The sequence below is a fragment of the Paenibacillus sp. YYML68 genome, assembly GCF_027923405.1.
Classification (GTDB): domain Bacteria; phylum Bacillota; class Bacilli; order Paenibacillales; family NBRC-103111; genus Paenibacillus_G.
The window spans coordinates 426,609-447,588 of the sequence record NZ_BQYI01000001.1 but is presented as its reverse complement, the minus strand read 5'-3'; the positions used below and the strand labels follow the sequence as shown (position 1 = coordinate 447,588).

The following is a 20,980-nucleotide window of genomic DNA, read 5'->3' as shown; positions in this document are numbered from 1 at the left end:
TTTTCTTTCATGTTTACGGAAAAAATAAACAGGAGATAAAAATGAGATATAAAATAATTGATTCCTATATAATTGAAATGAAACTCTTACTTAGGTCTTATTGGACTTGGGTTATATTTATTCCTGCACTTCTGCATATTATTTATGTTTTTCACGGGAGAGTAAGTAATAATGACGTTGGTGGTGGTCTAACTGGATCTGGATATATAATTCAAGGTGGAATGTTTCTCTTCCTGATACTGGGATTAATGCTTATTAGGTCAGAGGTTAAAACAAACTCGGAAGAGGTTTTTTTAACAATTAAAGATGGATATTACTCCAAAGTTATTAGTAAATGTATGGTCATACTTTCCACTTCAACATTAATCTCCTTAATAGCCGCCTTCATTCATTTTGTTTTATTTGGTATAAACGGTGTACCCTTTGAGTTTTATGGTGGTACGAGTCTATATCTAGTTTTATATTGGCTACTACCATTTTTTATTTGTGGAATAATTGGAATGATTTCGGGCTCACTTTTACAATCAATTATTGTATACCCAATATTATTGTTAATTTGGGTGATATTAGGACCGCTTAATAAGTTAATTTTAGAGGATATTCTCTCTCTTTTTCAACTTTATAATTTAATAGAAATTTTAAATTTTTTAAATCTTGGCCAGACAGATGTGCATTATCCGCTTGATCCAGTTTATGGATTCCAACTAGAGATTTACAGATGGCTCCAGAAATTATTAATACTATCAATTTCCATTTACCTTCTATTAATAGTAAGTAAACGCATTGGTTATAGAAAATTAGGTAGATCTCAAATATATATTTCTTTAGGTTTGATTATTTGGATTTTACTACTTGGGAGTTTGATGGTTCAGGATCAACAACTGATACACACAGGACATGAAAAAAAATCTGTCAGGTTCTATGATTATAATTATTACAAATCAAAGGCTTCAATGGATAGTAAAGACAATACGGAAATTATTCAGGTCAAAAAATATGACATAGATATTGCTTCATTTCGCAATTTGGAAGTAAAGGTCATAATTGACTTTGTTGCAAAGGAAAAAACTGATGCGATAAACCTCACTCTATATCATGATTTAAAAGTTTCCGCAGTATTAAATGAAAACAATCAGCTCTTACATTATCAACAAATTGGTGATCAACTCAGAATTGAGTTACCATCTTTATTAGATGCTGAAACTCATACTAGCATAACAATATATTATGCTGGGACTAGTTCCCCATTCTTTTATGCTAATGAATTGGCGGTAATGTTACCCAGTTATTTTCCATGGGTGCCTCGAACAGGGTCATATCAGGCAATGACGGTTTCAGAGAATGGTTTATTTAGAGTGCCGTTGAACCCAACTTCTGATATCCAATACATTTTGAAATACGATGGTCCTGATACATTATTTACTAATATTTCCCCAATATCGAATGGTAGATGGGAAGGAACTGCTCCTAACGGATTGACTTTGGCTGCGGGGATGTTAATGGAGGTAACAATAAATGACACCAAAATTTATCTACCAAAATCTTTTTATAATATGACTAGTTACTTGGAGCCATTTTTAAATCAAATGGAAAGCATACAACGTAACATAAGTAATGATCTAGCTCTTAATAACTTAATAATGCCCCAAAGCATTTTTTTTCTATCCATTCCACGAGAAACGGGAAGTTTTTCAAACAGTATGTGGTATCTTGAGGATCATTTAATATTTTCAGTAGACTTCCTATTTAATGGTGAAGCATTAACAAATCAGTTAGCCAATGTTGGAGCAATGACAACCAGTTTAGCTACTAATCTGAATACAATAAATCATAAGGAACTTATCGATATATTTTCTGAATCGTATAACTACTGGTATATGTTAAAATACAATATTCAATCTTCAAGGCAACCTCAAATTAAATATAAATTACAGTATTACACTAAATTAAATGACGAGTTAAGAATTAAGATATTAACTCATCTAATCGAACTGATTGAAAATCAATTCTATAATGACCTATTACTTAAGTCATTTTTTCAGGACTGGCTGTCTTTAATTGGTAATAGTGAAATAGGTACAATGGAAGACTTATTATACTATTTAGAGATGCGGGGTAAAACAAATGAGTTCTCTTCAAATTAGTCAGATTTCTAAAAAATTTGGACATAAGCTCGCGTTAGAAAATGTTTCACTGAATATTGAAACGGGAATGTTTGGTTTATTGGGACCCAATGGGGCGGGAAAAACAACACTCATGCGCATACTAACAACTCTTATCACTCCTTCAAGTGGATGTATTAAATACCAAAATGTTAATTGGGAGGATGCCCATAAAGTGAGAGGCCTCATAGGATATCTACCTCAAAAATTCTCAATTTACAAACAAATTAGTGTGATTGAAGCATTATCGCACATTGCAACTATGAAGGGGCTAAGGAAAGGGAAAAACGATCTTATCGATTCTGTGATTGAAAAGGTTAATTTGCAGGGATTTATAGATAAAAAAGTTGGGACATTATCCGGTGGAATGGTGCGGCGTCTTGGAATTGCACAAGCCATATTAGGAGACCCCAAAATTATTATTGTGGACGAACCTACAACAGGACTTGATCCAGAGGAAAGAATTCGTTTCAGGAAGTTACTTCGACAATTGGGAAAGGACAAGATTATTATTATTTCGACTCATATTGTAGAAGATATTGAACATACTTGTGATCGTGCTGCGGTGCTAGATGGAGGAAAAGTAGTCTTTTCGAATAACATCAGTGAGCTTGAAAAAATTGCAAACGGAAAAGTGTGGGAGATTACGCTGTCGAAACAAGAATACTACGAAAAAATTGATAATCTTAATGTTGTATCTAATTATAGTGTTGACGGCTTATATCGTGTGAGAGTTATAGCTGAATCCCCCCCAGATCATGGTGTCAGTATTTCCCCTTCATTAGAAGATGGTTACTTATACTTAATGAAGAAGGGTGCACTATGAAGGGGAGAAATAACCTAATTTTTGACTGGAGATTAATGGGGACATCAGCTTATGTTCCTATTGTTATAATGTTATTGTTAATATGCTATTGCTACATAATCCACTTTAATCTTAAGTATATAATTCCAGCCTTAGAACTCACATTTCCTATGTTTGCATCTTGGTGGGCAATACATATATTTCAGGAGTTACTTGAAGAGCCTGGCGGCGAAACTATATTTAGTTATCCACTATCAGCGTGGAAACTTGGAATAGAACGGGTGTTAATTTTTACTCTTTTCTATCTAATTTTAATGATTCTAATGCTCCTTATAATACACAATTTTGTTCCATTGCCAAGAGTATTTTTTTTATCATCGTTGGGTCTTCAATTGGGAATCGAGTCGTTTTTCTTCTCTGGATTTGGTTTTATAATAATGGTGTTAACAAGAAGTGTTGGATGGTCTATGGCAATAGTATCTATATACGCAAGCACTCATATCCTAACAAAAGGTACTATTCTTTCATTCACAAATATTTTTATGTTTAACAGCAAGCTTCTTCCGTTAGATATAGTTGTTACACATCATAGCTTTACTGTTATATTCGGTCTATTGTTCTATATGCTCGGACATGTCATTCTAAAAAGGAAACAAAAATTTAATTAATACTTATACGATTACGGAAAGTATGATGATTACTGCGTACGAGGTGTTCGTTTCGTCTCGCGTCTTATGAACAACGCCATCGTCGAGGGAGTCGAAGAACTATCCGTGCATGCGAAGTCGCCGATTTTGCGCGATGTCAAAGTCATCCTAGGCAAAGGCAACAAGCGAATGCAGCATGCACTCTGCATGGTGGAGACCGTCGATAGCAAGACCAATTCCGTACGCATCATTAACGCTTGACCTGACAGCTAAAGAGATTGGTGATTTATCGCTGTCGCTGGCAAATTGAAATCTTCTTTCGCTGGGTTAAACGGAATTTGAAGTTGACCCGTTTCCAGATAATTCAAACTAAATGTTGTGTGAACTTTTATGCAACGCTACTGATTGGAATTAATCCTGAATAATCGATTCGAGGTTGTCCTCAGTTATTAACATCAATTATCTTGTTCCACTGATACTGCTGTTACTTTTACCCTCGCACGCTTGACTCGCCTCTGCCCCTAGCTCCTATACACAAGCCAGATGGACGCGGCTATGCCCGGTCTAATGGTACCGGGAGCCGCGCCGCTTCCTGCGCCACACAAGGCCGAGCATATGAAGCACATAACCGAGTACAGAACGCTGCTCCCGTCGGTAGCGTCTGGATCTTGGCGCATAGAAGAAGTCATTAGAAGAAGCATCCGCTGGCACAATACTGCTTGTCCGATTACTCGTCTGGTCGTGTGCAGCTCCTCCCAACAGCAACGCCCGTTCTTCGTCCGTTACCCCGTCCTGATGCATGCTGCCAGCTCCCTTCATCGCTCTATGGTATATTCTCATAATAATCGGCAATCATCATGTATGGAATAAAAACCCTCCCAATTAAGCATGCTTTCATTTAAGAGGCTAGATGCCATAAGGGGATGGGGATCGTATTGCTTGAGCATCTGTTAACACAAGAGGAAATGGAAGCGCTGATGCGTCCAATAGATCGGGATGGACAGGACGAGCTATGCCCACTCCAGCAAGTGCGCGAGCGCAAGGGCTGGTCGCTTGAGACCGCCTCACTATACACCGGCATTGAGAGCAGCCTGCTTCACGATTGGGAGAACGGAGTCTCCTCTCCTTCTCTGGAGCAGCTGGATCGACTCGCTGAGCTGTACCATACAGCGGTAGACGAGCTCCTCTATGATCAGCCCATTCTGGATCGGGACTGGAAGGACCCGGTCGAATGGACAACGCCAGAGCACATTCAATCGATGGGGGAACGTCTTGCCTTCCTGCGTCTGCGTCGACAGCTGAGCCGCGCCGAGGCGGCACGCATGCTAGGCATCCCCTATACCGAGCTGACCGCTTATGAGAAAGGCTACCGCCAGCCGTCCCTCACACTGCTGACGACGATGGTACATGTGTACCAAGTGTCAGCCAACTACTTAGTTAGAGGCATCCCGTATTGGGAAACCGAAATATGCACGAAGCATCTCGACATTATCTTACAAGATACGACACTATCTTATCAACATATTCCGTTAAATGCTGCGATTCGCCAGCGGATCATCGATCTGCTGGACGGCTACGTCGCCGCTATGAAGAACGACCGCTTCTACAAGCGTTGAACACGACGGCACGCTCGACCACGCCGAAGAGGCATCCATGCGGATGCCTCTTGCTCTTGCTCAAGTCGCCTGCCGTCAGGCGGGGCTGGTCGCAGGCGGTCATGGAATGGCGACGGCAATGTTACCCATCGCGCGCCACAGCGAGCCGTTCAGAATCGCCTCCATGTTGCCGTCCGACGCCGGACATTCCCCGATGAAGGGGAACAGCGTTTCGCCGGGATGGTTTTTCATAAATAAAATCATGAGCTCCACCAGGAACACGCTCGGACGACTCGAATGGGGCGATTCGGTACAGCCCTTGCGTTCATTCACATACATCTCTAGCGACTCGATATCGTGGGACGACAGGAACAAGCAATCGAAGTGCTGTTGATCCTCCGCCTTCTTGAACAACCGGTTTCCCTTCAGTCTGCCCGACTTCTCCCAAGTCTCACGGACCGCGAGTGGGATATCCTTGCAGCACATCCACCATTCCGGGTGAACATCCTCGAAGTAGATGCCGACTCCACAACAGGTCGGAATCAAGTGGTGATTAGGAGGCGTACTGACGCTATAGAAGGAAACGGGACTTCCTTTGCAATACAATCCCAGCATATGTACCTCCGCGAATTTGTACTGTGAAAGGACTTTACCGCTAATATGCGTCAATTCGTCCAGACCCAAACGCAAGTGTCGTAGCTAAAATTATGGCAGTAGCGTGTCGGCTTATGCCGACCGGCAGGCTGCTCGACTTCAGCAGCAGGCTGCGGCTGGTGTCTGGAGCCACCGATACGACAGCTTCAAATGGCCGCAGGCACTACGCTACGGCCCATGACGGAGGAGCTTCACGGCGCCTTCACCTGCACAACCCTCTCGTTGCTGTCCGACTGCCCGGAGGCGCTGCTCGCCCGCAGCACCATGTAATAGGTCCGCCCTGACACGAGCCCCTCCACCTTCGCTTCATACGGGAAGCGCTGGGTTCGCTCGCCCGCGCCTACATAAGCTTGAGGCATCGTCGGCTCCAGCTGCTGCGTCTTGACGCTCTGTTCCGCGAGGCTCCGGGTCATGTCGAAGGTCGCGCCCTCCTTCACATACAGCGTGTAGCGCACGGGACGACTCGGCGCATGCGCGACGTCCCACTGCACGTACACGTCCTTGCCCCGCCGCTCCACCCGCTGCAGCCCTTCTCGTGGTGCGCGATACGGCTGGGCGAACAGCGGCGTCTCGGTGCTGCCCCACTTCGGCGCCTCGCCGATGGACGGGCGATGGTCCAGCGTGAACGTATTGACGTCGGATACGGCTCCGTTCGACAAATAATGCACCATGCCGAGCGCCGACACCTCGTTCAAGTCATCGAGCAGCGTATGCGGCTTACCGCCTGCTTCCCCGTGCAGCGCCTTGCGCAGCAGCACACCGTCAGGTCCCTCCGCATAGCCTAGACTGAGCACGCGGAACCCGTCCGGTCGGTCCGCCTCCGCGAGCACCTTCTGCGCGTAATTGTACTTGTTATCCGCGAAGATCGTCTCGCTATAATCGTGCGCCGCGCTGCTGTCGAGTCGGAAGCTCTCATACAGCACGTAATCGATCAGCCCGCGCAGCGTGTGCCGGTACGTCTCCAGATCGGGATGGTAGAAGAACAGTCCGCGATTAGCGAGCAGCAGCGACTGCGGGTACGCCTCGCGAATGGAAGACACCAGCTTGCGCGTCCCCCCTGCGACCCACTCGAACTCCCCTTGGTTCGCACTCGACGCATCGGTGAACGAATTCGGCGCCGCCGTATCGAGCGTATCCATGAACAGACCGTCACAGCCGAAGCCGCGGCCATGCTCATAGGTGAGCAGCTCGCGAATGCCTGACACCTTATCGTGATCCAGCGTCATCGCTTGCAGCGCCTCGAACCATTGCGGATGGCCGGGATTGACGAACGCCGCCTTGAAGTTCGTGTTGAAGTCCGGCACGCCCGCTGCGCCGAAGCCATTGGTTACATAGTTGTCGTTGAGATAAAAGGGCGCAAACCCTCCGTTCGTCGGCTTGCCTGCCAGCGGAATCTGGCCCGTCAGCGGTGCGCCGTTCGGGAACGGAGCCCCCTTCCGTGGATCAACGGACGGCCCGGTGCCGTCGAGCACGAACCTGGCGTCCATCTTCATCTGCTCTGGCGTCATGCCAACCGTCCGCAGGTCTTCCCCGACTGAGACATACGCGAGCACGAGCACGTCGTCAGCTGCATCCGACCGATCCTTGCCCGATCGAAGCTGTGCGATCTGCTCCGGCGTAATGCCGCTGCGCGTGTCGAGGATGACGAGCTTGTAGTGCTCCTTCGCGATGCGCAGCAGCTCCTCTGTCCACTTGCCGTAGTGAATCAGGTAGGCGTCGGTCTTAACGCGCAGCGCCTCACGCGTCTCGGGCTGCAGATTGTTCATCACTGCCGATACGCTAGCACCCTTCTCGCTTGGGGTCACCGTGAGTCGCAAATTGACCTTCGCCAGCAGTGGCACCTGATCGGCCTTCTTGTCCCACACAAGCCTATACCTACTTGCGCCAGCCCCACGATTCACCGTATAAGTGCTCCCCTGCTGGTCTTGGTTAACCAGCGTCGCCGGACGGTAGACCGCTTCTCCGTCGAGCTGGTATTCCAGCTTCGCCGTATACGTCAGCGGCGCTGGCTGCTGCTCGGGCGGCTGCCCGCCCTGCCCGCTTGCCACCGCCAGCGTGAACATCAGCGCGAGCTGGTCGGCGTCTACTCGCGAGGGCGGCCACAGCTGCAGCTCAGGCTGAAGCTCTGAGCTGTGGGGTGTCACCGTCTTCGACCGCTGCTCCAGCACCTGCTCGGTATCGCTCGAATTCAGACCGCCCCATACGATGAAGCCGATGGACACGGACACGGCGACCAGGATGAGCAGCGCAGTGAGCTGTACTTTTTGACCACTTCCCATACTGCGATCCCTTCCTTCCCTATGTAAGCACGCATGCCTCGAAGGCCAAAAAAAGGCAGCGCATAAGCTCACTTATGACACTGCCTTAGATGTATAGGTTGTCGTTGTCTCTGTGAGTAACGGCGTACTAGATCATGCGCTCGCCGTCATAGGAGGTGATGATCTTGTACAGGTCCGGTCTGCGATCGCGGAAGATGCCCCACTCGATGCGCTGCGTCTCGAGCTGGTCAAGATCGAATTCGGCCACGAGCACCGTCTCGTCCTCGCGTCCAGCCTCCTCGATCATGTTGCCCTGCGGTCCGGCGATGAACGAGGAGCCGTAGAACGTAATCTTGGAGTCGTCATCCTCCTCGAGGCCGATCCGGTTCGACGCGATGACCGGCATCAGGTTCGACGCCGCGTGACCGCGCATGCACATCTGCCAGTGATCCTTCGAATCGATGCTGCCGTCCTGCGGCTCGGAGCCGATTGCCGTCGGGTAGAACAGCAGCTCTGCGCCCATGAGCGCCATGCAGCGCGCCGCCTCCGGGTACCACTGGTCCCAGCAGATGCCGACGCCAATCTTCGCATAGCGGGTCTTCCACACCTGGAAGCCGGTATCGCCCGGGTTGAAGTAAAATTTCTCCTCGTACCCCGGTCCGTCCGGAATGTGGCTCTTGCGGTAACGTCCGAGCACCTCGCCGTCCGCGTCAATGACCGCGAGCGAGTTGTAGCGGGCGTAGTTCTTTTTCTCATAGAAGCTGATCGGCAGTACGACCTTCAGCTCCTTAGCGAGCTGCTTGAAGTGATTGACCGCCTTGTTCTCCTCCAGCTCGGTCGCGTAGACGTAGTAGTCCGACTTCTCCTTCTGGCAGAAGTATGGCGTCTCGAACAGCTCCTGGAGCAGGATGATCTGCGCCCCTTGCGCCGCTGCCTCGCGGACGAGCTTGTCCGCCTTCGCGATGTTCTCTTCGATGTTGCAGGAGCAGCTCATCTGTGTTGCTGCCACTTTCACTTGTCTCATATCGGGTCAACCTCGCTTTCTTCTATTATATACGTATGAAAATCACTTGCCCGCCGGTACCTGCTGCGTCGTGCAATGCACGTTGCCGCCCTCACGGATAATCGCCATGCCGTTCACGGTGCGGATGCGGCGGTCTGGGAACGCCTTGCTGAGCGTCTCGATCGCGAGTCGATCTGCCTCCTCGGCCGTGCCCCCGAATACCGGCAGGATGATGCCGCCGTTCACGAAGTAGAAGTTCAAGTAGCTGAGCGTCAGCCGCTTGTCGTTGTGAGTGACCATCGGTGGCTGCTGAATCGGAATGACCTCCAGCTTGCGCCCCTTCGCATCGGTGTGGCTGGCCAAGATGGCGAGATTCTCCTGCGTAATCGCATAGTTGTCGTCAGCCGGATCGTCGCACACTTGCAGGATGATCTTGCCCGGCGCGGCGAAGCACGCGATGTTGTCGACGTGCCCGTCCGTCTCGTCGCCGCTCAGTCCCCGCTTCAGCCAGATGACCTTGTCCGCGCTGATGAATTGCTTCAGCTGCTCCTCAATCTGCTCCCGCGATAGCTCCGGGTTGCGGTTCGTGTTGAGCAAGCATTCCTCGGTCGTCAGAATCGTGCCTTCACCGTCGGAGTGGATCGAGCCGCCCTCCATGACGAGCGGCGCGTCGAAGCGGCGGATGCCGTCTCGTGCAATAATTTGCGGAGCGACAGCATCGTCCAGATCCCACGGGCTATACTTGCCGCCCCAAGCGTTGAACTGCCAATTGACCGCCGCCACCTCGCCACCGTCATTGACGATGTACGTCGGGCCGTTGTCGCGCAGCCACGCGTCATTGTGCTCGATCGGCAGCAGCTCGACGCGCTCGTTGCCGGCGAAGCGCTGGCTGACTCGCTCTGCGTCGTCCGGGTTCACGACAACCGTGACCGGCTCGAACTCGGCGATCGCCGTAATGATCTCCGCGTAGCCGTCGCATACGGCCTCGTAATCGTCCGGGTACACCATCGAATCTTGCACCGGCCATGAAATCAACGTACGTGTATGCTCGGCCCACTCTGCAGGCATGATGAACTTCTCGTCTCTTGGATACATCGAAATCAACTCACTTTATGATAGGTTACGGGTTCCTCATTCATCCCTGCCTTACATCATATAACAAATCAGTCATCCTCTCAATGCATGCGAGGGAGCTGACAGACCCGCATGACCCTAGACTATGGTCGGGTGTAACCTTTCCCTAAAGTCCAATGTGCACGATTCCAGTTAATGGTATGCTTAGCATCATAACGAGTAGCGTGAGATCGATACGACTGCCCATACTTTTATCGAGATGGAGTGAAGGTTGATGGTTAAGAAAATCGGAATAGGTACGATATTGATCGCAGCGGGGGTCGCTCTCGGGCTGTACTCACTGAATCCGCAGCATGAGGGTGCAAGCGGTATGTTCATGGGCACCGAGGATATACAGATCCGACAGACGGTGGATGTAGGCGCGCATTCGATGCTGAAGCTCGAGCTGACGAGCACCGATGTCGAGCTGCTGCCCAGCAGCGGAAGCGAGATCGAATTCGAGCTGCACGGTAAGGGGAGCTCCCGCTATGTGAAGCAGGTGAAGCTGGAGGTCGAGCCGAAGGGCAGCACCCTGTACGCCACCGTCGAACGTCCCTCCGGCACCAGCTTCGGCTCCAGCCTCGAATTGACGCTGACGGCTCGTATACCGGAGAAGCAATGGGAGTCGATCATCGTCCGAACGGAGAGCGGCGATATGATGCTGTCCGAGCTGCAGGCCCAAGCCATCGAGCTGCAGACTTCCTCAGGAGACATTGAAGTCGAGCAGTTCGTCGCCGAGAAGCTCTCCTTCCGCACGAACAGCGGCGATGTCGCCATCGAGGGTGCAGAAGCGTCTCGAGTGAAGGGCGAGACGTCCTCTGGTAATGTCGAGCTCGAGCTGGAGCAGCTGACGCAGGATGTGGAGCTGAACACGATGAGCGGTAACGTGTCCGTCATGGTCGAGGCGGAGCCCGCCTCGTTGTCGCTGGACTTCGAGGGAAGCTCCGGTGAGGGAGAAGTCGACTGGCCTTCGATGTCGCACTTCGAGCGCTCTGAGAACGGCAATCAGCTCCGCGGAACCGTCGGTGACGGCGCTGCGAAGCTGAAGGTGCGGACGAAGTCAGGCGATTTCCGTTTTGGGCGGAGCTAGGAGTTAGCTAGGCTTGCTAAGGCTCGGGAGGCTTGGATCTGGACTCTCGCGGTGTTACTGCGCCTTCTTCGATAATCCGTCCAAGCCGTATTCCCGATCATCACCGACATGAATGTAGGGGATGATTCCTTGAGCTTATTTCTTCTTCGCATTATTAATTTTCGACTTAAAATCTTCTATTGAAATTCCCGTAAGTTGCGTAAATTCATTCTTTTTATACACTGGATCCAGCTTGTTATTCTTAATGTAATAATAGCTTGCGTATGGATGAACTATGTTGTAATGTTCTGCACGATCCGATACCTTACTTAAGAAGAAAATCATCGTATCCTTTTTGTTTAACTTAGGCTCATATCCTTCAAAAATCTCCGATTGAATAATCGTAATTTCTTTCGAAGTAGTATTCCCATGAAGAACTTCTTTAACTTTCACTCTGTTCGGGATGATCGCTGGACCGTCCGAGGGCTGAAATCCTTGGCTCTTCATTTTATTTTGAATAGCTGCTTCAGGGGTATTGCTATTTGGATCTAAAGGCGTATTTACTTTATTGTGTCTTTCCTCCACCTCACCGATGATAATTAAATCCGTGTAATTCACCATTTCATCTAATGTAGTAGGATCAAACATTTCAATAGTAGGTGGCACCTCAAGCTTCTTATTGTAGTCATTATTTCCCCTTACCCTCCAGTAGGCGCGTCTTGCCGAAGCTTTACACATATTACGGATGTCGATAACTGACTTGACTCTACAATATTACCATGAATCGATCTCGTCCGACTGGGGGCATCACCATGAGCTCACAAGGGAGCAAAAAGGACCGCCTCAAGCTGAGGCGGTCCTTGCTCATCGTTCTCCTATTCGTTCATCAAACGGTAAATCAGCACCGCCGCCTCGGCACGAGTCGTCTTGGCGAGCGGATTCACATTCTTCTGATCGTCTCCCTGCACGAAGCCAGCCTTCACCATTGCGGCGATATGGGACTTCGCGTAAGCCGCGATCGTCTCGCGGTCTGCGAAGGCGTCAAGCTCGGACGTGCCAGCTGCAGACACTCCCAGCTTGCTCGCCGCCTGAAGCGCTCTGGACGCGATGACGATCATATCTTGACGCGTAATGCTAGCCTTCGGCTCGAAGCGTCCATCGTCCTTGCCATTCACAAGGCCGAGCTGCTTAGCGATGCCGATTTCATTATAGTAGTAATCCGTCGATGCGACATCCGAGAAGCTTGCAGATGTCTTGGATGAGCTCGTCAAGCCAAGCGCCCGAACGAGCAGCAGCGTGAAGTCAGCACGTGTAATCGAGCTGTTCGGCTCGAAGGACTGCTCGGTTACACCGTTGATGACACCCTTCGCCGCCATCACATCGACCTCGGCCTTCGCCCAGTGACCAGCCACATCCGCGAACGTCTTCGGATTGTACGTCACCGTGTACTGGCTGAAGTGGTTCGTCTTGAAGTACACTTGACCGTCAGCCTCGTTGTACTTGCCGTTCACCACAGGGATAATCGTGCCCGCCGGATCGATATACCAGACGACGATAAAGGCCGGATTCGTCTCCTGCTCGCTGCGCTTGTACGGGATCGCTACCTGTACAGCAGCATCCGGGTTGCTCCAGCTAATCGTCTTGCCGTCCACTTGAATATCGAATTCGTAGACAAGACGATTGCCGAGCTTCTCCTTCAACGCACCAGAAGGTGCAAGCTCCTTAACGGATAGTCCGACCGTCTCAGCGCCAGCAAGCTCGCCTTGCTTGAACATGTTGCCCGGCAGCACCACCGTAGCTGCATTCGTCTTCACTTCGACTTGAACCGCTGCGGACTGCTCCTTATACGCGGCAGCCGGGAGCTTCACTTCGTAGCCGCCCGATGCAGCAGCAGATGTCGCCACATCCACCTTGACGATCTTCTTGCCTTCTGCATTCGCCTTCGTCTTCGCAAGGGCATCCTGCCAAGAAGCCGAATCAAGCGTTGCGGATACAGCGCCTGCGGCATTCTTCGAGGCCGTCACCTTCACGGTAACGCTGCCGTCTGTGTTCGCTGCAGGCTGACTGACCGCAGGTGCTCCGGCAGAGTCTGAGCTTTCACCATCCGAGCCCCCCGGACTACTTGGGTTACCAGGATCTACAGGACCCGGATTCACAACAGGCTCTGTGAATTTGTCCACGCCCAGCACCTTCAAGAAGCTGCCCCAAATAATATCACCATTCGCATCACGCTGGTACGTCGCAACTGGCGTGAGGCTCTCGAAGTTCGCCGCTGTTAATTCGACGCCGGACTTGTTCACCGACTTCGTGCCGTTGAACATATAGTTATAGTCCGAAGCGAGCGCAGTCGGGTAGCTATCCTTCGCCGTATAATCCTTCTGGTACGACACGAATCCTCCAATGCGGAAGTCTGTCGGGATGTGCGAGTAAGTCGTGAAGTTCATATTCCCGCCCGCGTTGTTGAAGGCCACGTTATTGTACGCAATGACACCCGGGTTACTGTTGCTCGCGAAGCCGTAAGCTCCGTTACCGAATGCTGCACTGTTGCGAATAATGTGAGGCACATGAATGCCTTCGCCACCCAGCTTGAAGCCGTTCTTATCGCCTGCTCCAACGGTTCCATCGGTCAGGAAGCCGTTGTTGTAAGCAATACTGTTCTCGATGGTTACCGCACCGATCGCTCCGGAGCCAGACTTCGTATACAGATCCCAGCCGTCGTCAATGTTGTTATGGGCAATCGTGCCTCGGAAAATGTTCCCCACACCCGACGTCAGCTTCGCCGCGAAGCCGTCGGCGTTGTTGTCGGAAGGGTCGCGATTGTCATACGACGTACAATTCAGAATCAAGTTGTGCGAAGGCCACAGCGCCTTGTCTGTCGCATCATCGGTCTTGCTGATCTGCAAGCCCGTATCGCCGTTCTGGTACGTGTTCACCAGCTCGATGATGTTGTGGCTTCCGCCGATCGTGAAGCCCTTCGTGTTACCGGCCGAGCGCTTCACGTCGATGCCGAGCACGTGCCAGTAATGGCCACTAAGCACGATGCCCTCCGACTTCTTATCGAAGTCGAGCACCGGACGTGTACCTGGCGCTGCCACGAGCGATTTACGCGCAGTGGCCGTACCGTCGTTGTATTTCTTAATCTCGACCTTTGAGGATCGAACGTATGTTCCACCCAGCATGACGATGCGCTGACCTGGTCTGACGTAGTCGATCGCCGTATCGAGATCAAGAGGCTGGTCTACAGCTCCTGTTCCTGCACTTGTGCCGGTCGGCGACACGTAGATGTCCCCGCCTGGAACGTACGACTTCGTCGTAACGGTGAAGTTCTTCACCAGCTTATCGTAAGTTGTCAAATATTGATCGTCATTCGGCAGGAACGTTACACTGAACGAATTCGTTCCGCTGGCCGCAAGCGTCGCAGGCAACGTCTTCACTGCGCCTGCTTGGACGGCAACATCTTGGGCGATCACAGACTCACCCAGCTTCACCGTCATCACACCGCTGACGTTCGACTTCACGCGCAGCGTATAATTCGGGTCGGACGTACGGTCCAGCGACAGCACGCTGAAGTCCGGCGTAACCGGCTTCGCTGGAGGTGTCACCTTCGGCGCATCCGTAGCGGCCGACGTTACCTTGAAGTCGATGTTGCGCACGACGATTGTTGCTAGACGCGCTGTGTAGAAGCCAACGTATACCTTCGAGTTTTGCACATTGAGAATATCTGGCTCGAAGAACATCTGCTGCTCGCCGTTATTCAGCTGTCCGACATAGCCGCTGTTCGTCTTCGCGAGTGTCAGACGGTACGGCTTCGCAGGAGCGGTGTTGCTAGGTGCAGGCTTCTCACTGCCCAGCATAATCTTCTTCACGCCTTGGCTTCCAGCACCGTCCGGTGACTGAATACCTGTACGGATGAACAGCTGCGTGCCATTCGGCTCCTTCGTGCCGCCACTATAGCCGCCGACTGCTGCGATGTTCGAAGCGAATACACTGGAGTTGCCATTCTCACCGATCGCATCGCGCGCCATAATACCGAACGACTCCTGACCATCATGATCAGACTTCGCGTAAGCCTTCACCTCGATATCAGCCGACAGGACGAAGTTGTCCTGCTGCGCATCCAGCTCGGTATAGTAGAAGGAGATTCCGTCATGATCGCCGGTTACTTTACCACCGCCCTCAAGAGCGACCAGCTCTACAGACTGATCCGTATCGTTCACCGTCACCGAGTTCTTCGTAGAAGTGCTCGATTGACCGAATATGATCGTCTTCCATACCGGCGCTGCTGCCTCGCGCACCGTTACCTTCAGCGCAATAGGTGCCAGCGTCGTATCTGCCGGTGTAATGACGATGTCATACGTGCCTGCCTTCGTCTTGTCGTAGCCCGATGCATCTACCGTATACTGCAAGGCTCCGAGCACCTCTTGCTCGCCACTGTCATATTGCTTCGACACCTGTAATCCGCTCGGGTCAAAATCCGCACCGACCGTATAAGTCGTCGCCGGATATTTCGTCACCTTCACCCCGGTCGCTTCCTTCACCTTCACCGTTAACGCAAGCAGCGCAGACATCCACTTATGGGTAATCGTCACCTGCTTCGATCCCGCCGATGCGGTATCGAGCTGCGATACGGTGTAATCATCCTTCATCAGCCTTACTTCAGACTGATCGCTATACTTCGCGTAGACGACAAGGCCGTCCAGACTCAGCTCATCGCCGATGTAATACAGCGTCTTGGTCGGCTGCTTGCGAATCTCGACCGCCGTCAGCTGTGCCGCCTTCACCGTAATCGGGAACGTCACCGATTGGGTCGGCGTCTCTACAGATGTCGCCTTGACCGTCAGCACACCCGGTGTATCGAGAATAAAGCTCGTGCCGTTCCACGTCGCACCTTCGATGGAGAAGGTGTACTTATCGCTCGTCAGGTCGGCCGTTGTCTCATTGTTGTAGTCCGCTGTCAGCACGAAGCCGGCCGGATCGAACGCATCGCCGGGATAATATTCCGTCTTCGCCGGAGCGTACTTCGTCTCCAGCTTCAACACCGTCAGCTTCTTCACCTCGACCGGCACCGTCGTCGTTGCACCGTTGAAGTGGATCGTCACCGTCTTGACGCCCTCGGTCGCGCTCTCGAAGCCGCTATGCACATAATCAAGCTTCGTCAGCTGCTCCTGCGAGCCATTCGGATACGTCGCCGTCACTTGAAGGCCTGCTGTATTCAGCTCCTCACCGATCAAGTAGATCGTCTTCATCCCCGAAGCGTTGGCCGTAATCGAGACCGGAGCGCGGGTATCGGCTTTGATTTTGAAGTCGCTGAACGTAATGTTAGCATCACGCGCAACATACAGCCCCGCATAGAACGTATCGTTCATGGCGCCTGGCAGCACGAATTTCTCCGTCACGCCGTTCGCCGTTGCTTCATACACATCGCCAACTTTGCGGATCTTCAGGTCAAAGGACTGACCCGCTCCAGGTGCCGTTACGCCCGTCAAGGAATGCAATGTACGTGTACCCAGCTTCTGTATGGCCTGCATAACATTAGGTGATCCGCCCGAGCCTGCAACCGCCACATAATTCGATGTAAAAGAGGAGGTAGCCCCGTGAGCGGCTACGTTGTCTCTGACCATCAAGCCGAACGACTTCTGATTCGGCGTACTGATCGAGCTCGTCGCATTGAAGCTATTCACCAGAGCCTTCGCTTCGAGCTCGAAGTTCAGTCCCGTCGGCAGCTCCTTGTAATAGTAGGAGATCCCTTCATCCGAGGAAGCGATCTTCCCTCCCGTCGCGAGCATCGTCACACTTCCGTCCGTCTGAACCGTCGGTGCTGGATTCTTATCCGTTCCCGTATTGCCTCCGAAGGCAGCGAACGTCCAGTCGCCCAACTGGAGCGGCTTCTCAATGTTCAGCTGCACATTGCTGAAGTTCATCGTCGCATTCCGTGCCGTATACAAGCCCGCATACTTCAGTCCAGCGACATTCTCGATCGTCTTCGTCTCGTCACCAATCTTCAGCACATAGTTGTTGCCCGTCTTCTTGATGCTCAGCGCGTACTGCTCCTGAGCCATCGGCGGGTTCGCTGTCGAGTACGTGAACGAGCTATTCGTGACACTACTCTTCGTGACTACATTGTTCTGCTTGTAGAACGCCTGCATCGTCTGATCGACTGCGCCCAGCGCTACATAGTCTCCGTTCGAATAGACCGCACCATGTACATTCGTGAACACCGTGCTTCGCACCATCAGGCCGAACGACACTTGGCTGTTCGCCTTCCACGAATAGACGGCCGCTGTTGCCGTCAGCTCGAAGTCTGCATCGTCAGGTACCTCCTTGAAGTAATACGCGATACCTTCCGAAGGCGTAGACCCGGTTGCCATCTTACCGCGATCATTAGAGCTCCGCAGCGTCACCGTCTGGTCGGCATTTTCCATAATCTCAAAGTTCGTTGAATTAATCTTATCTAGACCACCCACATCTCCAAACACACTGCCCTGCCAATCACTTGCAATGCTGATCGCACCGCCTGCCGTCGGATCCACGATCTCCTCCGCCGACGCACGCATGCCAAGTGATGAGAATACGAGCATGAACGACAGCAGCACAGCCAAATAACGATTCGTAGTTCTCATGCCAATCGGTCTCCCCCTGTTCGTGAACTAGTCATGCTGACCTTCAATAAAACCATTAAGCATAGTCCCGATTATGAAGCGCTTACACGAATAACGTCAATAATCACTAGCTCATGACTAGCGCTTATGTCCTATTCCGAGTCGATCAGCCAGTCCGAGGCCTGTTCATGTACAGTGATGATAACACCTAATATATGGAAGCAAAAAAATGACCCCCTTCAGCTCGCCACGCAAGCAGAAAAGGTCATTCGCTCCATTCACCATTTACCCCTTCAGCATCCCATCATCTCAACCGAGCCAGACTTCGCGCATGTGCAAGGCCCTTCCTTACATCGCCTTCAAGCACGGCCTGCTTCTCTCTTTGTATCCACTGCATCGGCTCGCGATTCATCCTCCTGCTCCACGAGACTACGGGTCGACGACTTGAACTCGTGCAGCGTACGCCCAACCGCACGACCGAGCTCCGGCAGCTTCGACGGACCGAACAGGAGCAAGATGACAACAATAATCATAATGAGACCCGGTACTCCAATATTCATCGGCATGCTGCTCAGCTCCTCCCATATACTTCTACTTCGTTAATCCTGGTTATGATGCTTCGGATAGACAGCTACCGCCTCGATCTCGATAAGCCAATCCGGACTGACGAGCGAGGCGACGCCAACCGTCGATCGAGCGACCTTGACAGGATTAGCGGCATTGTTGAAAAATTGCCCGTACGCCTCATTCCACCCCGCATAGTCGAACTTGCCCTCCTTAGCCGCATCAGCCGTCAAGTAAGCACGCAAGTAGACAACGTCCTTCATCGTCAGACCTTTGTCTGCCAATTGCTTCTCAATGCTCTTCAATACGCCGATTGCCTGCGTCTTCGTATCTCCGTACCGCTCGTATACGGTAGCTCCTTCCTTGTTCAATACAGGAGGAACGGTACCGCTCGTGAATAAGTAGGCGGCCCCGGCGGGCAAGGAGACGCCGACCGAGATGGACGAGCTCGGATTACCATAGAACTCGACCTCGTGAACGGGCTCTGCCGGGTACTTGCTCGGCAGCTTCGAGTCGGCTGCGAAGGCGTAAGCGCCGACGGCGCCAAATAGTAGAGCTGCGGCTGCTGTCCGCTTGAGCATGCTTGTGTTAATATTCATCGGTTATTCACTCCTTAGCACGGATAGGATTCAAGCTTCAATTATGACCATGTCTAACATGCACCCTTGGGTCAAGGCACGACCCTCCCGCTTCCGCTATGCCTTCATCACACGCTCATGCAGCTCAGTCACGACCTTGCGTGCCGACTCGATGCCGCCTGCCATCCAAGCTGTCATATAGCTGAGATGCTCACCAGCCAAGTAGATGCGGCCATCCGGCTCGCACAGCTTCGGATAGATCGTCTTGCGATCATCCGCCGTATACGACGCCCAGCCGCCGAGATTATACTTCACCGTCTTCCAGTTGATGGAGAACGCCGACTCGAATTCCTGGAACACCTGCGGGTGGATCTTACCCGCGATGCCCAGCGAATAGCTCTCCCGCTCTGCGGTTGACATCTTCCCGAGCTTATCGGCCTGTGCGCCGAAGTTGTAGTACGTGAGCAGAATGCCCTTCTTCGACATGTACTTCGTCGGCGGGTAGTACATGGAGGCTATGTCTGTGTTCGTCGTCGTGCTGCCACCGTAGATCTGCTCATCCTCCTCCCAGAAGCGGCGCTTGAACTGCATGCCCATTTTGCCTGCGGAGGCGTAGTTGACACTGGAGATCGCGGTCTTCAGCTCTGGCGAGAAATCTGCCGGTATATCCTTCAGCACGGACAGCGGAATTGTACAGATGCAGTAATCGCCGCTCTCCTGCTTCTCGACGCCAGTGCTCATATCCATGTACGTGATCGTGACGCCACTGTCGTTCTGACGGATGCTCCTAACCTCCGCGTGGTATACGATGTGGCGGCCGACCCGCTTCTCGAACGCCTGCGAGATCCGATCCATGCCGCCGACCGGGTGGAACATCATCATCTGCTGGTCATAGCCGTACTCGCCGCTGAAGCTGTTACCGAAGCCCGACTGGATGATGGCCTTCATATCGAACGGATCGCGAATGACGCCCGCATCGAGCTTGCCGCCCGGCTCCGTCTTGTAGCCCCCGCGCGAGGAGCCCTTGTAGAACAGATCTGGATTCAGATCACCCTCACGCCGTAAATATTCAACGACCTTCGCCTTCTCCTCCGCCGTAAGCGGCAGATCGAGTGCGCTCTGATTAATGGCCTTGGCCAGTAGCTCCGAGACGTAGCCGCGTACATCCGCCTTCGCCGCCCGCTTCCGAATCTTCTGACCAGACAGCGCACCGACGTTCTCGGAATAATAATAGCCGCTCTCGTTCACGTTGTTGAACGGCTCCAGCTCCACGCCGAACTTGCGACAATACTCCATCGTCACGTGAAACTGCGGAATACGCATCGGACCGGCGTTCAAATACAGATGCTCCGCCTCATCGAAGCGAGCGACCTGCTTCACGCCGCCAACCTCCGTTACCGTCGTACCGCGACGCACCGTCCAGATCCGGCCACCCGAGCGCGCTCTCGCCTCGAGAATGACGCAATCGTAGCCGGCGAGCCCTAGCTCATAGGCGGCGGTCATACCGGCGATGCCGGCGCCCAAGATGACGACGCGCTTGCCGTTGCGGTTCGCCGCCTTCAGATCCCCTTGCGACGGGGGCGTATAATCAGCAGCCTTCATCGTCTCCGGCGTTAGCAGCCCGAGCGTGCCCATCAGGCTGAATACGGCAGCCGAGCCTCCAATTTTGCCGACGGTGTTCAGAAATTGTCTTCGTGTCATGTCGCGGGCAGAATCATGTGCTTCCATCGCTATACACTCCTTCGCGCTTGTCGCTGGTAGCAGAGGCTTCACGATGAAATATAACAGCTCTTTTTGTCTCATGGTAAAATTACGTTAGATAATCTAACATACAAAATTTTTATCAGCATCAACCCCACCGTGTACTTGCAGAAAAATACGCTTTGTTGGTAATATTGAGCTTACCAGTTCATTCTTTAACCAAAACTTTACA

General features: G+C 51.8%; 15 protein-coding genes. 5 read left to right on the top strand and 10 right to left on the bottom strand.

Annotated features, from left to right (window positions below; genetic code table 11):
* Positions 1–41 precede the first annotated feature (41 nt).
* The 3 genes from PAE68_RS01960 (at position 42) to PAE68_RS22745 (ending at position 4,039) form a co-directional block, all read left to right on the top strand.
* Positions 42–2,144 (top strand): hypothetical protein, encoded by a 2,103-nt coding sequence (locus PAE68_RS01960; RefSeq protein ID WP_281883550.1) that lies wholly within the window; start codon positions 42–44, stop codon positions 2,142–2,144.
* Positions 2,125–2,988, top strand: a complete 864-nt coding sequence (locus PAE68_RS01955; RefSeq protein WP_281883548.1) for an ABC transporter ATP-binding protein — start codon at positions 2,125–2,127, stop codon at positions 2,986–2,988. Before PAE68_RS01960 ends, PAE68_RS01955 begins: the two co-directional genes overlap by 20 nt.
* Before the next feature lie 907 nt (positions 2,989–3,895).
* Positions 3,896–4,039, top strand: a complete 144-nt coding sequence (locus PAE68_RS22745; RefSeq protein WP_397379357.1) for a transposase — start codon at positions 3,896–3,898, stop codon at positions 4,037–4,039.
* Positions 4,040–4,178: 139 nt separating this feature from the next.
* On the opposite strand, the gene PAE68_RS01950 is transcribed toward PAE68_RS22745, so the two are convergent.
* Positions 4,179–4,415 (bottom strand): hypothetical protein, encoded by a 237-nt coding sequence (locus PAE68_RS01950; protein WP_281883546.1) that lies wholly within the window; start codon positions 4,413–4,415, stop codon positions 4,179–4,181.
* Between the two features lie 122 nt (positions 4,416–4,537).
* Between PAE68_RS01950 and PAE68_RS01945 the strand changes: the two genes are divergently transcribed.
* On the top strand, positions 4,538–5,230 hold the full coding sequence (locus tag PAE68_RS01945) for a helix-turn-helix domain-containing protein (RefSeq protein WP_281883544.1): 693 nt from the start codon (positions 4,538–4,540) through the stop codon (positions 5,228–5,230).
* A 99-nt stretch (positions 5,231–5,329) separates the two neighbouring features.
* On the opposite strand, the gene PAE68_RS01940 is transcribed toward PAE68_RS01945, so the two are convergent.
* The 4 genes from PAE68_RS01940 to PAE68_RS01925 form a co-directional block, all read right to left on the bottom strand.
* Entirely contained in the window at positions 5,330–5,824 is a 495-nt protein-coding gene (locus tag PAE68_RS01940) for a hypothetical protein (protein WP_281883542.1), read from the bottom strand.
* A gap of 230 nt (positions 5,825–6,054) precedes the next feature.
* On the bottom strand, positions 6,055–8,142 hold the full coding sequence (locus tag PAE68_RS01935; protein WP_281883540.1) for a hypothetical protein: 2,088 nt from the start codon (positions 8,140–8,142) through the stop codon (positions 6,055–6,057).
* Positions 8,143–8,269: 127 nt separating this feature from the next.
* Positions 8,270–9,145, bottom strand: a complete 876-nt coding sequence (gene aguB / locus PAE68_RS01930) for an N-carbamoylputrescine amidase (RefSeq protein ID WP_281883538.1) — start codon at positions 9,143–9,145, stop codon at positions 8,270–8,272.
* A 42-nt stretch (positions 9,146–9,187) separates the two neighbouring features.
* On the bottom strand, positions 9,188–10,219 hold the full coding sequence (locus PAE68_RS01925; RefSeq protein ID WP_281883535.1) for an agmatine deiminase family protein: 1,032 nt from the start codon (positions 10,217–10,219) through the stop codon (positions 9,188–9,190).
* A 253-nt stretch (positions 10,220–10,472) separates the two neighbouring features.
* Here PAE68_RS01925 and PAE68_RS01920 point away from each other — a divergent pair, with 253 nt between their 5' ends.
* Entirely contained in the window at positions 10,473–11,327 is an 855-nt protein-coding gene (locus PAE68_RS01920) for a DUF4097 family beta strand repeat-containing protein (protein ID WP_281883533.1), read from the top strand.
* Between the two features lie 135 nt (positions 11,328–11,462).
* On the opposite strand, the gene PAE68_RS01915 is transcribed toward PAE68_RS01920, so the two are convergent.
* From PAE68_RS01915 to PAE68_RS01895, 5 genes are all read right to left on the bottom strand, one after another.
* Entirely contained in the window at positions 11,463–12,044 is a 582-nt protein-coding gene (locus tag PAE68_RS01915) for a hypothetical protein (protein ID WP_281883531.1), read from the bottom strand.
* Between the two features lie 137 nt (positions 12,045–12,181).
* A complete protein-coding gene (locus PAE68_RS01910; protein ID WP_281883529.1) occupies positions 12,182–17,926 on the bottom strand; it encodes a bacterial Ig-like domain-containing protein in 5,745 nt (1,914 codons plus the stop codon).
* Positions 17,927–18,264: 338 nt separating this feature from the next.
* The gene (locus PAE68_RS01905; protein WP_281883527.1) at positions 18,265–18,471 is read right to left on the bottom strand and encodes a twin-arginine translocase TatA/TatE family subunit; all 207 of its coding nucleotides are present in this window, start codon (positions 18,469–18,471) and stop codon (positions 18,265–18,267) included.
* Positions 18,472–18,504: 33 nt separating this feature from the next.
* Positions 18,505–19,068 carry a RidA family protein gene (locus PAE68_RS01900; protein WP_281883525.1) on the bottom strand — a complete coding sequence of 188 codons (564 nt, stop codon included), beginning with the start codon at positions 19,066–19,068 and terminating at the stop codon, positions 18,505–18,507.
* A 96-nt stretch (positions 19,069–19,164) separates the two neighbouring features.
* On the bottom strand, positions 19,165–20,775 hold the full coding sequence (locus PAE68_RS01895) for a flavin monoamine oxidase family protein (protein ID WP_281883522.1): 1,611 nt from the start codon (positions 20,773–20,775) through the stop codon (positions 19,165–19,167).
* Between the last annotated feature and the right edge of the window lie 205 nt (positions 20,776–20,980).

What these genes read in the sequence shown, in the direction of transcription:
- PAE68_RS01960 (WP_281883550.1), top strand. Translation starts at nt 42, where the DNA reads ATGAGATATAAAATAATTGATTCCTATATAATTGAAATGAAACTCTTA.
- PAE68_RS01955 (WP_281883548.1), top strand. Translation starts at nt 2,125, where the DNA reads ATGAGTTCTCTTCAAATTAGTCAGATTTCTAAAAAATTTGGACATAAG.
- PAE68_RS01950 (WP_281883546.1), bottom strand. Translation starts at nt 4,415, where the DNA reads ATGCATCAGGACGGGGTAACGGACGAAGAACGGGCGTTGCTGTTGGGA.
- PAE68_RS01945 (WP_281883544.1), top strand. Translation starts at nt 4,538, where the DNA reads ATGGGGATCGTATTGCTTGAGCATCTGTTAACACAAGAGGAAATGGAA.
- PAE68_RS01940 (WP_281883542.1), bottom strand. Translation starts at nt 5,824, where the DNA reads ATGCTGGGATTGTATTGCAAAGGAAGTCCCGTTTCCTTCTATAGCGTC.
- PAE68_RS01935 (WP_281883540.1), bottom strand. Translation starts at nt 8,142, where the DNA reads ATGGGAAGTGGTCAAAAAGTACAGCTCACTGCGCTGCTCATCCTGGTC.
- aguB (WP_281883538.1), bottom strand. Translation starts at nt 9,145, where the DNA reads ATGAGACAAGTGAAAGTGGCAGCAACACAGATGAGCTGCTCCTGCAAC.
- PAE68_RS01925 (WP_281883535.1), bottom strand. Translation starts at nt 10,219, where the DNA reads ATGTATCCAAGAGACGAGAAGTTCATCATGCCTGCAGAGTGGGCCGAG.
- PAE68_RS01920 (WP_281883533.1), top strand. Translation starts at nt 10,473, where the DNA reads ATGGTTAAGAAAATCGGAATAGGTACGATATTGATCGCAGCGGGGGTC.
- PAE68_RS01915 (WP_281883531.1), bottom strand. Translation starts at nt 12,044, where the DNA reads ATGTGTAAAGCTTCGGCAAGACGCGCCTACTGGAGGGTAAGGGGAAAT.
- PAE68_RS01910 (WP_281883529.1), bottom strand. Translation starts at nt 17,926, where the DNA reads ATGAGAACTACGAATCGTTATTTGGCTGTGCTGCTGTCGTTCATGCTC.
- PAE68_RS01905 (WP_281883527.1), bottom strand. Translation starts at nt 18,471, where the DNA reads ATGCCGATGAATATTGGAGTACCGGGTCTCATTATGATTATTGTTGTC.
- PAE68_RS01900 (WP_281883525.1), bottom strand. Translation starts at nt 19,068, where the DNA reads ATGAATATTAACACAAGCATGCTCAAGCGGACAGCAGCCGCAGCTCTA.
- PAE68_RS01895 (WP_281883522.1), bottom strand. Translation starts at nt 20,775, where the DNA reads ATGGAAGCACATGATTCTGCCCGCGACATGACACGAAGACAATTTCTG.